The organism is Peptococcus niger, assembly GCF_900101835.1.
In the GTDB taxonomy this organism is placed as follows: domain Bacteria; phylum Bacillota; class Peptococcia; order Peptococcales; family Peptococcaceae; genus Peptococcus; species Peptococcus niger.
In genome coordinates this window covers 42,231-58,730 of sequence record NZ_FNAF01000007.1, presented here as the reverse complement: position 1 = coordinate 58,730, position 16,500 = coordinate 42,231, and the positions used below count along the sequence as shown (strand labels likewise).

Annotated in this window: 12 protein-coding genes; 11 read left to right on the top strand and 1 reads right to left on the bottom strand. The window is 51.3% G+C overall.

The genetic code is table 11. The features are described from left to right. Positions 1–16: 16 nt before the first annotated feature. On the bottom strand, positions 17–1,204 hold the full coding sequence (locus BLQ16_RS06515) for an FprA family A-type flavoprotein (RefSeq protein ID WP_091791944.1): 1,188 nt from the start codon (positions 1,202–1,204) through the stop codon (positions 17–19). Positions 1,205–1,493: 289 nt separating this feature from the next. On the opposite strand from BLQ16_RS06515, the gene BLQ16_RS06510 reads away from it, so the two are divergent. From BLQ16_RS06510 to BLQ16_RS06460, 11 genes are all read left to right on the top strand, one after another. Continuing rightward, a complete protein-coding gene (locus tag BLQ16_RS06510) occupies positions 1,494–2,150 on the top strand; it encodes a redox-sensing transcriptional repressor Rex (protein ID WP_091791943.1) in 657 nt (218 codons plus the stop codon). Further along, a complete protein-coding gene (locus tag BLQ16_RS06505; RefSeq protein ID WP_091791942.1) occupies positions 2,147–2,749 on the top strand; it encodes a Maf family protein in 603 nt (200 codons plus the stop codon). Before BLQ16_RS06510 ends, BLQ16_RS06505 begins: the two co-directional genes overlap by 4 nt. After that, a complete protein-coding gene (gene radC / locus BLQ16_RS06500; RefSeq protein WP_091791941.1) occupies positions 2,724–3,434 on the top strand; it encodes a RadC family protein in 711 nt (236 codons plus the stop codon). Before BLQ16_RS06505 ends, radC begins: the two co-directional genes overlap by 26 nt. Before the next feature lie 11 nt (positions 3,435–3,445). Beyond that, complete coding sequence (locus BLQ16_RS06495) at positions 3,446–4,111, top strand: response regulator transcription factor (RefSeq protein WP_091791940.1); 666 nt, start codon at positions 3,446–3,448, stop codon at positions 4,109–4,111. After that, positions 4,111–5,556 carry a sensor histidine kinase gene (locus tag BLQ16_RS06490; protein ID WP_091791939.1) on the top strand — a complete coding sequence of 482 codons (1,446 nt, stop codon included), beginning with the start codon at positions 4,111–4,113 and terminating at the stop codon, positions 5,554–5,556. Before BLQ16_RS06495 ends, BLQ16_RS06490 begins: the two co-directional genes overlap by 1 nt. Before the next feature lie 173 nt (positions 5,557–5,729). Next, complete coding sequence (locus BLQ16_RS06485; protein ID WP_091791938.1) at positions 5,730–9,164, top strand: pyruvate carboxylase; 3,435 nt, start codon at positions 5,730–5,732, stop codon at positions 9,162–9,164. Between the two features lie 126 nt (positions 9,165–9,290). Further along, the gene (locus BLQ16_RS06480; protein ID WP_091791937.1) at positions 9,291–9,608 is read left to right on the top strand and encodes a hypothetical protein; all 318 of its coding nucleotides are present in this window, start codon (positions 9,291–9,293) and stop codon (positions 9,606–9,608) included. A gap of 22 nt (positions 9,609–9,630) precedes the next feature. Continuing rightward, positions 9,631–13,185 (top strand): single-stranded-DNA-specific exonuclease RecJ, encoded by a 3,555-nt coding sequence (gene recJ, locus BLQ16_RS06475; protein WP_091791936.1) that lies wholly within the window; start codon positions 9,631–9,633, stop codon positions 13,183–13,185. Next, positions 13,178–15,397 carry a RelA/SpoT family protein gene (locus BLQ16_RS06470; RefSeq protein WP_091791935.1) on the top strand — a complete coding sequence of 740 codons (2,220 nt, stop codon included), beginning with the start codon at positions 13,178–13,180 and terminating at the stop codon, positions 15,395–15,397. Before recJ ends, BLQ16_RS06470 begins: the two co-directional genes overlap by 8 nt. 1 nt (position 15,398) lies before the next feature. After that, on the top strand, positions 15,399–15,860 hold the full coding sequence (gene dtd, locus BLQ16_RS06465) for a D-aminoacyl-tRNA deacylase (RefSeq protein ID WP_091791934.1): 462 nt from the start codon (positions 15,399–15,401) through the stop codon (positions 15,858–15,860). 1 nt (position 15,861) lies between these two features. Continuing rightward, a complete protein-coding gene (locus BLQ16_RS06460) occupies positions 15,862–16,485 on the top strand; it encodes an MBL fold metallo-hydrolase (RefSeq protein WP_091791933.1) in 624 nt (207 codons plus the stop codon). The last annotated feature ends 15 nt before the right edge of the window (positions 16,486–16,500 follow it).

Genomic DNA, 16,500 nt, shown 5'->3' with positions numbered 1-16,500 from the left:
AGAGAACTACAAGAGGTTAAGCCAGGGCGGCAACAATATCATCAACCAAGCGGTCGAGTTCTTGCCAGGTTTCATCGGTCGGAGCAAAACGGCATTTGACGCTTTCACCGGCCTGCTTCATTTTGAGTCCGGTCAACCGGTCGTTCAGTTGGCCGCAAGCTTCCCCGGTCCAGCCATAGTCGCCGATGGTGGCAAAGGATTTCCCTTTTGCATTGACGGCATCAATAGAGGAAATAATATCCCAGACCGGCTTCAGGGCAGCCCGGTTGATGGTAGGGGACCCGAAGACCAAGGCGTCAGCGGAAAGATGGGGCATGAGGCTTGCCTCATCATTTTTAATGATATCGGCAATGAAGACATCCAGGCCCTTCTCTTCCAATTTTCCAGCCACATACTGGCACATGCCCCGGGTAAAACCGTAGGCGGATACGTAGAAGATGGCTACGGATTTTTTGGCGCCGGCAGCGGGTTCAGCGCTCCATTGACGGTATTTTTCCAGGGCTTCTTTTAGATAAGCGGTGCCGTAAGTCGGCCCGTGAGAGGGGCAGACCACATCGACATCCAATGTTTCTACATAAGCCAGGGCGTTGCGGACAGCAGCCGGGAAGGGGCCCATAATGCTGCGGTAGTAGTTTTCAAATTCAATATCATAGAGCTCTTTTTTGACACAGGTTTCCAGCCGTTCCGTCGGTTCGCAGAAATGGGAGCCTAAGAAATCACAGGGGAAGAGCGCCTTGAGTTCCGGGCAGTAGGTAATCATGGTATCCGGCCAATGGACATTGGGCGTGGTTTTAAAGACCAGACGGCGGCCGCCGAGGTCCAGAGTATCTTCGCCCTTGACCACCTGCGAATTAAAATCGCGGTTGGTGATGACTTTTAAATTGTTAATGGCGGCTACGCTGCCGATGATGGTAACCTTTGGATTCTTATCTAAGAATGCGGCGACGGCATAGGAGTGGTCCGGTTCGGTATGGTTGATGACCAGGTAATCAATGCTGTCCAGGGGAGTGATTTCTTCAATATGGTCAAACCAAATGTGCTCAAACCCGCTGTGGGAGCCGTCAATCAAGGCTTTCTTTTCATCGCCGAGGACAAGATAAGAACCATAAGTGGTACCAAATTTGGTGGCCATAATAATATCGAATACGCGTAAAGTTGGGTTCTGAACGCCGACGGAATATAAATTGTCTTTTAATTTTTTCATGTAATCCTACCTTTCTTTATGAACGATTGACCGGACGCTAACGTATTATGTTCGCTTCAGTTATATACCCATGGCCGGGGCCTTTAAACGCTGTGCGCTGCTACATTAAGTAAATTATACCGATAAATGCAGCAGCTGACAAGTCTTACAAGGGCTTTTAAGAAAAGGGGCTGGACTGCCGATAATAAATGAGAAAAATATGGAGAACAGGTCGAGAAATATTGCACAATCTTTTATTATTGGGTATTATTTATGTAATAAAGTCTAGTTGGTGAAAGAAGGTGCAACATTGAAAACGCAAAAAATACCTGAAGCGACCATTACGCGTTTATCGGTGTATTCGCGATTCCTTGCGGAAGTGGAGGCTTCCGGGATTATCAGTATTTCCTCAGGCGAGATTGCCGAGGGAACAGGCGGTACGCCGGCGCAGGTGCGCAAAGATTTGGCTTATTTTGGGGATTTTGGAACCCGGGGTGTCGGGTATAATGTGGACAGTTTGAACATTGCCATCAAAAAAATTCTTGGTGTGGACAACCCCTGGCGGATGATTTTAATTGGTGCCGGTAATTTAGGGTCTGCACTGGCGCATTACTCGGGTTTTCGCAACCGTGGTTTTGACATCGTGGCCGTTTTTGACAATGATATTCGTAAGGTGGGGATGACCCTATCCGGTCTGCCGATTTTACCAATCGGTGAGATGCCGGCTTATATTTTAGAAAATGATATCCAAATAGCCATTATTACCGTGCCCGGTCAAGCCGCTCAGGATGTGGCGGATGAACTGGCTGAAACAGCGATTTCAGGGGTTTTGAATTTTTCCCCGACCAGTTTGAGCATGCCAAAGGGCATTTCCGTGCGCAATATTGATTTGACGGTCAATTTAGAGGTCCTGAGCTTTGTAATCACCAACCATGATTTTCTGACCGGAGGCGATGTTGTCGAATGATGCCCTTGGTGCTTGCGTCCACATCGCCCCAACGAAAGGCCTTGTTGACACAATTGGCGCTTTCGTTTACGGTGACGACACCGCTTTTACCGGATGAAACCCTCGATGCCGCGCTGGATTTTGATGCGGCCTTGGCTGATTTAGCGGTGCGCAAGGCAAAGAGTGTGCGGACCGCTTTTCCTGATGCGGCCATTATCGGTTGTGATACAATGGTGGTGGTAGACGGCCAGCCCTTGGGCAAACCGCAAAATAAAGCGGTGGCGCGAGACATGCTCAAGCGTTTGTCCGGTCGGCAGCATGAGGTCAAAAGCGGCTGTGCTTTACTCCTGCCTGACGGTCGCGTCTTTAGCGAAACAGTGACCACCCAAGTACAAATGGCCCTTTTGCCGGAGCGCCTTATTGAGGCCTATTTATTAACCGAAGAAAGCCGTAACCGTGCCGGCGGATATGCCATCCAGGGTCGCGGTGCCGCTTTGATAGAAAGCATTTGCGGTTCGTATACAAATGTAGTGGGCATGCCGCTGGAAGTCTTGAGTCGCTGGCTTTATTGCATTGGAGAGGAGCCCTTCGGCTATGACAGAGGAACGCTTAAAGGTTAAATCAATGCCCTTAGAATTGCGGCCCCGGGAACGGTTGCAGCAGTTTGGTGCCCGGGCGTTATCGGATGCTGAGCTTGTGGCCATTCTTCTAGGCAGCGGCACATCTCGATATAATGTGGTTGATCTTGCCGGCCTACTGCTTAGTCAAGCGGGCGGCCTGGTCAGCTTGAGCCACTTGACCTATGAAGAAATCACCAGCTTGGAAGGCATCGGGCCGAGTCGCGCCTGCACGGTCCTGAGCGTTATTGAGCTGGCGCGGCGGCTGGCCCTTTTAGATGCCGGCGGGCTGGCAACTACCATTGGCGGTAGTGCCGATGCGGCGCGTTATTTTATTGATTTAGCGGTCCATCGCGGTCAGGAAAATTTTATGGTCATTTACTTGGACAACAAGCATCGCGTTGTGGAAAAGAAAGTGGTCTTTATGGGAACGTTAAATGAGGCTCATGTCTACCCTCGTGATGTTTTTCACTATGCGGTCCGCCACAATGCTTCTTGCATAATCTGCGGTCACAACCATCCCAGTGGCGATTTGACCCCCAGCCGTGCAGATGACCAATTGACTGAGCGCCTCCTTGCGGCGGCAGACTTATTGGGAATTGATTTGCTGGACCACATCATCGTTGGGCATGAGGGCCTGACGTATTATTCTTATAGGGAACACGGGCGAGTATTTACGTCCAGTTAGGAGGGGGTCGTATGGCACGAATCACGGTTGTTGAAGATGAAACAGCCATTCGGGAGCTGATACGGTTAAATTTAGAGTTGGCCGGCTATGAGGTGCAAGAGGCCAAAGACGGCCTGGAGGGCCTAAACCTCATTCGCAACGGTTCAACAGATTTAGTGCTGCTGGACATTATGATGCCAAAGATGGACGGGTATACGCTTTTAGAAGAGTTAAAGAAAAACAATATCGCCGTGATTTGCCTGACGGCCAAGGATTCGGTCCGCGATAAGGTCAAAGGCCTTGAACTCGGCGCAGACGATTATATGACCAAGCCGTTCGACAGCATGGAGCTTTTGGCGCGGGTCAAGGCGGTTTTGCGACGCACCGGCGTGGACAAGGCGAGTGACGTAGCCAAAGCGGTCAGCTATCGGGATATTGTTTTAGAACCCGACCAGCACCGGGTCAGTAAAAACGGCCAAGAGGTGCCCTTGACCTTAAAAGAGTTTGAACTTTTGGCCTATTTAATTGACCACAAGGGCAATGTTCTCACCCGCGAACAATTGCTCAGCCAGATTTGGGGCTATGATTATGAAGGCAATACGCGGACCGTTGATATGCACGTGCAGCGGTTGCGGACCAAACTGGCCCTGGATACCATCAAAACGGTGTATAAAGTGGGCTACAGACTGGAGGAATAATGCGGTTTTCAGTCAAACTGGTGCTCATCTGTGAGGCTATTTTTATTGCGCTGACGGTGGTTATTTCTGCGACTATTGGCACCATGGCCTATGAAGAGACGCGCCAAGGAGCCATCGAAGGCTATATATATGAAGCGGGGAATATCCTCAACAATATCAACCTCTACCTTTCCGAGCAGAATTCCTTTGCCGATTCTGCTACAGGTATCGTGGATATTTTCAGCAAAGACGGGCTGGCCATAGAGGTATACGATGCCAAAATGCATCGACTTGCTGCCAATACGGAAGGGTTGGAAAAAATAAAGCGCCCGGAACTGAAAGCCGCACTGCGCAACAGCGGACGTCAGACCTTTGTCTTGCGCCGTGACAGCCGCGGGCGGTATTTGGCTTTTTTTAGCCAAAATTTGGAACGGGAGGATGAGAGTCTCCTCATAACCGTGGTGAAAGATATTTCCGATTTAGACGTGCAGCGGCGCGCCACCTATGTGGTTGCCGGGCAGGCCTTGGTTGTGGGGAGCATCGTCGTTGCCGTGTTGATTTGGTTGGTTACGAGCTTCTTAACCCGACCGATTCGCGCGCTCAATCGGGCATCCGCTAGGATTGCTTCCGGTGATTACAGCGAACGGGTGCCGGTTTCAACGCAGGATGAATTTGGAGACTTGGCCCAGAGCTTTAACATTATGGCGGCAGCGGTGGAAGACAACATTGCCGAACTGGAAGAGCGCAATGAAGCCCAATCTCAAATGATGGATAACTTAACCCACGAATTGCGCACACCACTGACGTCAATCATCGGTTATGCAGATCTCTTGCAGCGGATGCCTTACGATGAAGCCACCTTTACCAAGGGGCTGGGCTATATTTACAGCGAAGGGCAACGCATGCTCAATTTAAACAAGACCCTGGTGGATTTGACCTACACCCGTCATGGTGCCATTGTCTTTGAAGCGGTGGATTTTTTGCCAATTGCCCGGGATGTGTGCAGCCTGATTAACCTACGCGCTGAAGAGAAAGGCGTTTCAGTCTTCCTTTGTGAGGCACCACTGACCATGGATGTCGCACCGGAATTGATGCGCAGTCTGCTCACCAACCTTTTGGACAATGCCCTGAAGGCAACGCCTGCCGGCGGTCGCATTGCCTTATATGCGGAAGCAGTCGGTGACCGCGTCAATATTGTCGTTAGGGACACCGGCAAGGGCATGACGACTGACCAGTTGAGCAAAATTACAGAGCCTTTTTACCAGGTGGAACGGTCCAGAAATCGCAGTGACGATCCCTTTGCAGGTTTGGGGCTGGGCTTGGCCATTGTTAAACAAATTGTAGACAAGCATCACGGCAGCATTCGCTTTGAGAGCGCCCCGAATCAAGGAACAAAAGTATGTGTCCTATTGCCCCGTCACCAGGTACCCGCGACAAAAGGGGAAAATCTCCCGGATGACAAGTGATATAAAACGGGGTAGACTGCTTTTATGAGCCATATATGACAATAAAAGTGCAAAAAGATAGAATTTCCACAAAAATGTACTGCAAAAATCTTTGAAGAGTGCTATGATTAAATCAGTTTATAGGCTTTTTGTAAAAGCGCTATTCATTGGAATAGGAAGAGGAGGAAGTGCGGATGAAAACCATCAAATCAGTTTTGGTCGCCAACCGCGGCGAAATTGCAATTCGCGTGTTCCGAGCTTGTAAAGAGCTTGGCATTCGATCCATTGCCATTTACTCTGAGGAAGATAAAAACTCGTTATATCGTACAATGGCTGATGAATCGTATCAAATCGGTAAAGGGAAGCTGCCGGTTGATGCGTATTTGGATATTGCTGAAATTATCGCCCTGGCCAAGGCCAAAGGGGCTGACGCCATCCACCCGGGTTACGGGTTTTTAGCGGAAAATGCTGAGTTTGCCGAATACTGCGAACGGGCCGGCATTATCTTCATCGGGCCGACCCATGAGATGCTGAACGCCTTGGGGGATAAAATTCAGTCGAAAATTGTCGCCAAATCGGTCAATGTGCCGACCATTCCCGGGGTTGAAAAACCGGCGCTTAACCTGGAAGAAGCGCGAGAATACGCCAATATTTGTGGCTATCCGGTGATTTTGAAGGCCGCTGCCGGCGGTGGCGGACGCGGGATGCGGGTGGTCAACCGGGAAGAAGACCTGGAAAATGAATACTTGAGCGCTTGCAATGAAGCCAAAAAAGCCTTTGGGATTGGGGATGTTTTCGTTGAGAAATTCATCGCAGAACCGAAGCACATTGAAGTGCAGGTATTAGGTGACAATTATGGCAACTTGGTGCACCTATTCGAACGGGACTGTTCCATTCAACGTCGTCACCAGAAAGTCATTGAATTTGCGCCGTCCCTCATCCTAACCGATGACCAGCGGGAAGCCATCTGTAAGGATGCTTTGAAAATTGCCGGTGCAGTGAATTACCGCAACGCCGGGACCGTGGAATTTTTGGTGGACCACACCGGCCAGCATTATTTTATTGAAATGAACCCCCGTATCCAGGTGGAGCACTGCGTGACAGAAATCATCACCGGCATTGATATTGTGCAGGCACAAATCCGCATTGCGGACGGGTCTCGGCTCGATTCTGAAGAAGTCGGCATTGCTGATCAGGACAGCATTCACGTGCGCGGCTATGCCATCCAATGTCGTGTGACAACGGAAGATCCGGTCAACCATTTTGCACCGGATACCGGGACCATTGAAGTTTACCGGTCCAGCTCCGGTAACGGGATCCGCTTGGACAGCGGTAATGCCTATACGGGTGCTTACATCAGCCCCTTTTACGACAGCCTCTTGGTTAAAATTATCGCCTACAGCAATACCTTTGGCAGCACGGTGGATAAGGCCATTCGCTGCCTGCGTGAAATGAAAATCAAAGGTGTCAAGACCAACATTGCCTTTTTAATCAATGTTCTCAACACCCAGGAATTTAGAAAGGGCCAGTGCGATACCGGTTTTATCAGCCGCACACCGGAACTTTTTGATATTCGCAAGAGCAATGACAAAGAACTGAAAGTCCTGACCTATTTGGCCAATAAAGTGGTTAACGAAAACAAAGGCAGCAAGCCGTCCTTTGATGTGCCGGTGGTGCCTAAGTTTGAAGCGCCTGAACAACCGCTTTACGGCACTAAGCAGCTCTTAGATGAAAAAGGGCCGCAAGGTTTGTGCGATTGGGTTCTGAATCAGAAAAAACTCTTGATCACAGATACCACCCTGCGCGATGCCCACCAGAGTTTGGTGGCCACGCGCATGCGGACCAATGATATGCTGAACATTGCACCGGCCCTTTCCGTACTGGGAAAAGACTTGTTCAGCTTGGAAATGTGGGGCGGTGCCACCTTTGATACAGCCTACCGCTTTCTGAAAGAAGATCCCTGGGACCGCTTGATTAAATTGCGGGAACAGATTCCAAATATCCTCTTCCAAATGCTCTTCCGTGGCGCCAATGCAGTGGGCTACAAGAGCTATCCGGATAATGTTATCCGTCAATTTGTACAAGAATGCGCCAAAGGCGGCATTGATATTTTCCGCATTTTCGATTCCTTGAACTGGATTGAAAGCATGAAGGTGTCCATTGACGAAGCGCTTAAGACCGACCGCTTGGTAGAAGGCTGCCTCTGCTACACCGGGGACATTACCGATAAAACGCGCACCAAATATGATTTGGATTATTTTGTCGCCAAGGCCAAAGAACTAGAAGGCTTAGGCTGCCATATGATCGGGATTAAAGATATGAGTGCGCTCTTGAAACCGCAAGCTGCCTATGAACTGGTGACGGCATTAAAAGAAAATGTTAAAATCCCCATTCATCTGCACACCCACGATACCACCGGCAACGGCGTTGCAGCCCTGCTCATGGCTGCACAGGCCGGTGTAGATATTGTCGACTGTGCCTTTAACGCCATGGCCGGCTTAACCAGCCAACCGGCCTTGAACTCTCTGGCAGCGGCGCTGATCAACTCCGACCGCGATACCGGTCTGGATACGGATGATATGCAGAAACTTTCCGATTACTGGCAGAATGTACGACCGATTTATGCCCAGTTTGAGTCAGGCTTAAAATCCGGTTCAGCGGAAATCTATAAGTATGAGATCCCGGGTGGCCAATATTCCAACTTGAAGGCACAAGTGGAAAGCTTTGGCTTAGGCCACCAGCTTGACGAAGTCAAGGACATGTATGCGGATGTCAACCGGATGCTGGGCGATATTGTCAAGGTAACGCCGTCGTCTAAAGCGGTTGGTGATATGGCCATCTTCATGGTACAAAACGGTTTGACCCCGGACAATATTTATGAAAAAGGGAAAAACCTGGACTTCCCAGATTCCATTGTGTCCTATTTTGAGGGCATGATGGGGCAACCGGAAGGCGGCTTCCCACCGGAATTGCAAAAGATTGTCTTAAAAGACCGCAAACCCATCACTTGCCGTCCCGGCGAATTGCTGGATCCGGAAGATTTTGAAGCGGATATGGCGCATATCCGGGAAGACCTGGGCGTTGAAGCCGATATGCGTGAAGCCGTCAGCTATGCCCTGTACCCGAAAGTTTACGATGATTATTGGAAGAGCCTGGAAAAAGACGGGGACTTGTCCAACATGTCCAGTGAACTTTTCTTCCATGGACTGGTTGAAGGCGAAAGCGGCGATGTTGCCCTTGAAGAAGGGAAGGTTCTCTCCGTTAAGCTGATTGAAGTGAAAGATGCTGATGAAGAAGGCAACTCCCATGTGACCTTTGAAGTGAACGGGGCTCGCCGTGTGGTCAGCGTTTTGAACCAAGTGGCCACCAAGAGCCTTGAAATTGTTCGCAAGCCGATCGCCGACCCGGACAATCCGTCTCACGTCGGGGCCAATATCCCCGGTACCGTCATTAAGATTAATGTTAAGGAAGGGGACGAAATCAAAGAAAACGATCCCCTGATGGTGCTTGAGGCCATGAAGATGGAAACCAATGTATTGGCACCCCGTGACGGTGTCATCCATCGTATTTTTGTAAGTGAAGGCGGTCAAGTGGAAGCAGGCGAGTTAATCGCTGAATTGGAAGACTGATTTATAGCATAGGTAGACGTCGGATGCCAGCATCCGGCGTCTTTTTGCGTGGAGAAGGCTTACCAAGGGGGCGGGGCTGTGGTAAAATGAACACAATATGGATTATGCCGGATAGGAGGTGGGCAGATGGCTGATCAGGACAGAGGAAAATATATTTTTTACCTTGGCATGGGGCTCTGGTTGCTTGCCGCCATCCTAAAACTGGTTGACCAAAGCACCCTGCTGGGCTTAGCGGGTTTGTTGGTCTTGTTTGTCGCAGTCCGCAACAGCTGGGCCCTGTACCGATATGTCAAGACCGGAGCACCTCAAATCAAGTTGAAGCGGCTTATTGAGCAAATGGGTTTGCGCCGTGGCCTTATTTTTTATGCGGTGTTTTTTGTCGGCATCCTATGGTTGTGTGGCGGTCTGATGGTTTTCTACGGTTTGATTCTGGACTGGGCTTAATTTAAAAAAAGGAGGTGGGAACATGCAAAAAAGATGGCAGTTAAAAGATGTCTCTGACAAAACGATTGACCAGTATGCTGAAACGGCAAAGGTGTCCAGGCATGTGGCCCGCCTCTTGTATAATCGCAATATTCCGGCGGAAGCGGCCCAGTCTTTTTTAGCGGCAGACTATACCGACTTGTCCGATCCGTCGGCCTTATATAATTTGGATCCGGCAGTTGACCTAATTGGGGCAGCCATTGATGAAAACCGGCCAATGGTCGTTTACGGGGATTATGATGTGGACGGCATGAGTGCTGCAACGCTCTTGTCTGAAGCCTTGCGCAGCTTAGGAGGTCAGGTCTCCGTTTATATTCCGTCCAGGTTGGAAGAAGGGTACGGGCTGAACCCGGAAGCGCTCGAGACCATTTTTTCGGCGGAGGACCCCTTGTTAATCACTGTGGATACGGGCATCGCTGCGGCTGATGTATTGGCGCCCTTTATCGCAGAGGGCAGGGACATTATCGTGACCGATCACCACATGCTGCCGGAAAAATTGCCGGATTGTCTGATCATCAACCCTAAATTTCATCCGGAAACAGAAGCCTTCGGTCAACTGTGTGGTGCAGGGGTCGCCTTTATGCTGGCTTGTGGCCTGTTTCGGCGGGCTGGCCGGCCGACAGAGGACCTGGATGCCTATGTGGCCTTGGCCGCACTGGCGACGGTGGCGGATATTGTGCCCTTGCTGGGGGATAATCGCCGCATTGTGAAGCGCGGGTTGACGGTTCTGAACCACCGTCCCCGACCGGGCATTGCAGCCCTTATGGAAGCGGCTCATTTGACGCCCGGAAAGTTGCGCGCGGAGCATATCGCCTTTCAACTGGCGCCCCGGCTCAATGCGGCCGGTCGCCTAGATAAAACAGATCTGGCTTTGGCACTCCTCCGTGCCGATAACAGCGCAAGGGCGCGTGAAGCGGCAGGGGCCTTGGATGACTTGAACAGGGAACGTAAGGCCATGGAAGAGCAGGCTTTTCAGGCGGCCTTGACCCAGATTACAGAGCTGGCGCCGAAAAGCATCGTCGTCTGCGGAGATGACTGGCATGCAGGCGTCATTGGCATTGTGGCGTCACGTTTAATGGAACGCTATGGCGTACCGGCGGTGGTTTTAACGCTTAAACAGGAAGAAGGCAGTTTAACCGGTTCGGCTCGGGCGCCGGAAGGCTTTGACTTGTATGCCCACCTGTCGGTAGTTCAATCGACCCTGGTCCAGTTTGGCGGCCATGCCAAAGCGGCCGGCTTGACGGTGGCCCAGGATAAATTGGCTGATTTTCGTGCGGCCTTTCAAGAAGAATGTGTAAAAAGCGCTCAGGCATGGTATGGAAAAGATACTTTGAGGATGGATGCGATTTTACAGCCGGCAGACATTGATGAGGACTTGTGGCAGGCCTTGGAAGCCTTAGAACCGACCGGCTGCGGGAACCCGGTGCCAACCTTTGCTTTTGTCGGGCAAAATGAGCTGAATGCCCGCCCTTGCGGCAAAGACGGCGCCCATTTGCAGTTGCTTCTGCCGGCGCCCCAAGGCGATATTCGCGGTATTGCCTTTCGTCGTGGCCCTGATGCGCGAGGCTGCAGTAGCAGACCACAGGATATTTTATTTAACGTTAATCGATCTACTTTTCGCGGACAAGATCGCCTTGAACTGATGGTGCGGGATATTCGGCCCGCTTTTTTGGCAGATGATCCCTTGGATGACCTGCTTTATCTTCATGGTGAGGCGCATCTACAGGAAAGGCCCTATGCGGATATCGGTGAGGCGAGGACCTTTTACACCAAAGTCGCCGGTGTGAGCTTCGATGACCGGCAAGCCATTCTTTCGCAACTGAAAGCACCGCAAAGATTGACCCTACAGCCGGAACCGGAGAACCCCCACGATGTCAATGCCCTGGCCTTGCTGGCATCAGAGGGTAAAATTGGTTACCTAAATCGGGACCTGGCCGCCGTCTTGGCCCCCTTGATCCGGGCCGGACGCCGTTATGCGGTAGACTTGACCGCTGTCACCGGCAGCGGCGAATCCTTATACGGTGCAAATATAAAATTGACATGGATGGATGAAGCGATCGCCGACCAGGCTGCCGGATTGTCCAAACCCGGCAGGCCGATGGGCGCTCTTGAAGCAGCTTCTGTCTTGTTGGATGGCGGAAGGCTTTTTCCGACTCAAGAACAAGCGCTTGAAGCCCTGGCCGATGGGTCTGACTTGACCCTGATCATGGCCACCGGTCGGGGGAAATCTTTGGTTTACCGGGCCCAAGCGGCGGCCAAAGCCTTGCAGGAGGGGGCCATGACAGTGGTTTTTTTCCCGCTGAAAGCCCTGCTTAAGGATCAATATCGGAGCCTGTCTACAGCCATGGCGCCTTTCGGGATTCCCGTCTATGAAGCTTACGGAGACCTTTCCGGTCGTCGTCGCATTGACCTTTTTGGTGCCCTGGCCGATGGCCGGGCAGATATTGTTTTAACCACACCGGAATTTTTCCTGGCCCATGAAAAGGCCTTTACCCAGGGCGCCAAACCTATCGGCTTTTGGGTCTTGGACGAGGCCCATCATTTGCAGGATCGCCGGGCTGGTTACCGGCATTTGAAAAACTATCTGGCCGATGCGCCGGGGCAAGTCTTGGCCCTAACAGCAACCTTGCCCGATGCAGCTGCCGCTGCCTGCCGTGAGCTGCGCCCTCAAATGCAGTTCATGGCAGACCGTGCGCCACGGACCAACTTACAGTTGGTCGATCACCGGGGGATTGGTCAGAAAAACCGCTATTTGCTGCGGCTGGCCCTGTCCGGGCAAAAAACCCTTTGCTATGTGAACAGCCGCAAGCAGGCCTTAGAAATCGCCAAGAAACTCCGCTTGAATTTACCCTACAGCTTGCGGCATACGGTGGGCTATTACCACGGCGGTTTAAACCGCAAAGCGCGCGAGTGGTTGCAAGGGGAATTTGAAAAAGGAAACTTGCGCCTGCTCGTGGCCACCACTGCTTTTGGAGAAGGCATTAACCTTCCGGATGTGCGCCATGTGGTCCTCTACCACCTGTGCTTTTCAAAGGAAGCCTTTAACCAGCTGGCCGGTCGGGCCGGACGGGATGGTAAGGAAGCCTACATCCACCTGATTTATGGTGAACGAGACCAGGCCGTCAATGAACTGATTCTCTCACGCACCTGTCCGAATCGCAGCACCCTGGGCAAGGTCTATCAATTGATCTGCCGTCGTCTGCGCAAAGGGCCGGATAAATTGAGGGGGGACCTTTTGCAAGCGGCCCCCGGCGAGGACTTTTCCTACGAAACCTTACGGTTAAGCAAGCGCATTTTCGGCGAATTGGGCTTGCTGGACCGGCGGGAAGCGGACGGTCGCTATAGCCTGGCGGCTGTTGAGGAGAAAAAATCCCTGACCGATTCGGCCACCTATCAGGAGGTGGCCAACGAACGGAAAGATTATGATATTTATTTAACGACAGCTTTTGATAAGGATTTGGCCAACTTGAGTGCTCAGGTACAATCGCCTGTCCTGCCAAATGCCACATATTTTGAAGGAGGTGGTCCCGATGACTGATTCAGTCCGGTTTAAAGATCTGATCGATGCCGTCAATTTAACCAATCCGGATGCGGATTTCGCTTTTTTACAAGATGCTTACTGGTTTGCTGAAGAATTTCATCAGGGTCAATATCGAAAATCCGGAGAGCCGTATATTACCCACCCGCTTCATGTGGCCATTTTATTGGCAGAATTGGGGCTGGATGACCGGGCCATTGCAGCGGGCCTTTTGCACGACGTGGTAGAGGATACCGGTTGTACCACGCGCGGCCTGGTGGACCATTTTGGGGAAGAAGTGGCCTTCTTGGTTGAGGGCGTCACCAAGTTGGACCAATTGTCCTGTGTTTCCAGGGAAGAACGTCAGCTGGAAAGCTACCGTAAAATGTTCGTGGCCATGGCCCAGGATATTCGGGTCATCATCATTAAGCTGGCCGACCGTCTGCACAATATGCGTACGATGGAATACCAGGCCCCGGAAAAACAGGCCCGCATTGCCCGTGAAACGCTGGAAATTTACGCCCCCATTGCAGACCGCTTGGGGATTATTCGCTTAAAATGGGAATTAGAAGATTTATCTTTACGATATTTGGAGCCGGACGTCTACTACGATTTGGTCAATCGCATTTCCATGAAGCGGCAGGAACGGGAAGCCTATATTGATGAGGTCATCAACGATATTTCTGCGGAATTGAAAAAACGCAAGCTGTATTTTGAAATTGGCGGACGGCCGAAGCATTTTTACAGCATTTACCGCAAGATGAAAAAGAAAAATAAAGATCTGGATGAGATTTATGATCTGATTGCTATCCGCGTCTTGGTCAATACGGTACAGGATTGTTATGTGGTCTTGGGTGTGGTGCATTCACTTTGGAAACCGGTGCCCTTACGCTTTAAAGATTACATCGCCATGCCTAAGCCGAACATGTACCAGTCCTTACACACGACGGTCATCGGCCCCCGTGGCGAGCGGTTTGAAATACAAATTCGTACCTTTGAAATGCACCAAGTGGCAGAATACGGGGTTGCCGCCCATTGGCTTTACAAGGAAAGCGGCGGCAGTGACCAAAGTACCGATGTCAACCAGTTGGACTGGATTAAGCACTTAAAAGAGCTGCAAGATGATGCCGATGACAGCAAGGAAATGTTAGAAAACATCAAGCTGCAACTGTTCTCAGATGCGGTGTTTGTGTTTTCGCCCCAAGGGGAAGTTTATGAATTGCCCCAAGGGTCTACGCCGATTGACTACGCCTATCGTGTCCATACGGAGATTGGCAACCAGTGCGTCGGTGCCAAGGTCAACAACCGCATTGTGCCTTTTGATTATCAGTTGAAAAATGGGGACAGTGTGGAAATTTTACGCTCGAAAAACAGCAAGGGTCCCAGCCGGAACTGGCTGAACATCGTCAAGAGCCCTCAGGCGAAAAATAAAATTCGCCAGTGGCTAAAGAAAAATAAACGGGAAGAAAATATTGAACGTGGCGAGGACTTATACAAGAAGTCCTTAAAATATTTGGGCTTGGATGAGGGCATTTTCGGGAAAACGGAGAACATCAACCGCATTTCCGGGAAAATGGGCTATAACACAGCGGATGACGTTTTTTGCGCCCTAGGCATCGGCGGTATTTCCACCAACCAGGTCATCAACCGCTTGCGCGAGGAATTTAAAGATGAGTTAAAAGCACCACGTGAAGACGCGCCGTCTCAAGCATCGGGAACCCCTAATTTGCAGCCACAAGTGCAAAAAACCCACGTTGAAGAGTCGGGGAAAAGTTTCGGTGGTGTGGCTATTTCCGGTACGGCGGATGTAAGCGTACGCTTTGCCAATTGTTGCAAACCGGTGCCGGGCGATCCCATCATCGGCTATATTACCCGTGGCCACGGGGTGACCGTGCACCATGCGGACTGCCCCAATATTTTAAAACTTCCTGAAAAAGAGCGTGCCCGTCTGACCCCGGTCAAATGGCAGGGCTATGAAGATTCTCTTTTCAAAGTGGAACTTTCCGTCGAGGCTTTCGATCGCCCGAAAATCACTCCAGAAGTGATGGCGCTCATCAATGATGCAAACGTGCATATTTTATCCATTACATCGCGGGTACACAATTACATGGCGGTGATGGACATCACTTTAGAAGTAGAAGACATTCACGAACTGCAAGTGGTCATGGATAAGATTTCCAGCATACCGGACGTCTTTCAGGTCCGGCGGCAGTTTTCGCGAAAGGGGCAATGATATGCGGGCTTTGGTGCAACGGGTCAGTCAGGCCCGGGTGGAGGTTGACGGTGACCAAGTCGGCGCCATCGGGACCGGGCTTTTGGTCTTACTGGGGGTGACCCACGCCGATACAGCAGAGGACAGCCGGTGGTTGGCGGATAAGGTAGCGCATTTGCGCATTTTTGAGGATGAAGACGGTAAAATGAACCGGTCTGTTTTGGACATTGGCGGGGCGGTTTTGGCTGTATCCCAGTTCACCTTGTACGGTGAAACCCGCCGCGGTCGCCGCCCCTCTTTTACAGAAGCGGCGCCGCCGGAAGCGGCCGATGCCTTATACCGGCAATTCTGCGCCGACTTAGCGGCCTATGGCCTTCCGGTGGCAACCGGTCGTTTTCAAGCCCATATGGAGGTCAGCTTGACCAATGACGGGCCGGTCACCTTGCTGGTGGAAAGTCCGGTAAGGTCAGCGAAAGGAGAATGATATGAACGTTGAAACGTTGGTTGTTGGGCCGATTGAAGCCAACTGCTATATCTTGTACGATGCGGACGAGAAATCCGCAGCGATTATCGATCCGGGGGCCGATGCGCCAAAAATTATCGCTGCTGTTGAGCGCCTGGGGGTAAAGCCGCAAATGGTGATCAACACCCATGGCCATTACGATCATGTGGGCGCTAACGATGCAGTGGCGCGCCACTTTGATATTCCCGTCTATATTTGTCGGGAAGATGCCGGTATGCTGGGGACTCCCCAGGACTTCTTCGGTATGAAGGTTCACACCAAGGCGGCAGATGTTGAAATGAAAGATGGCGACCGCCTTTCTCTGGCCGGCCAGACCATCCAGGTGATTTTAACCCCCGGGCATACACGGGGAGGGTGTGTTTTGTACTTGCCGGAGGCCGGCATTGCCTTTACCGGCGATACGGTCTTTAAAGGGACCGTTGGGCGGACCGATTTGGACGGGGGCAGTTTTGAAGACCTTGTCAACTCGGTCCAGAAACGGATGGCCGCCTTGCCTGATGAAACGGTCCTCTACCCGGGGCACGGGCCTAAGACAAACCTGACCTTTGAACGGCGCCATAATCCGTACTTTCGTTGGGGTGTATGACCCTTGACCCGTTGA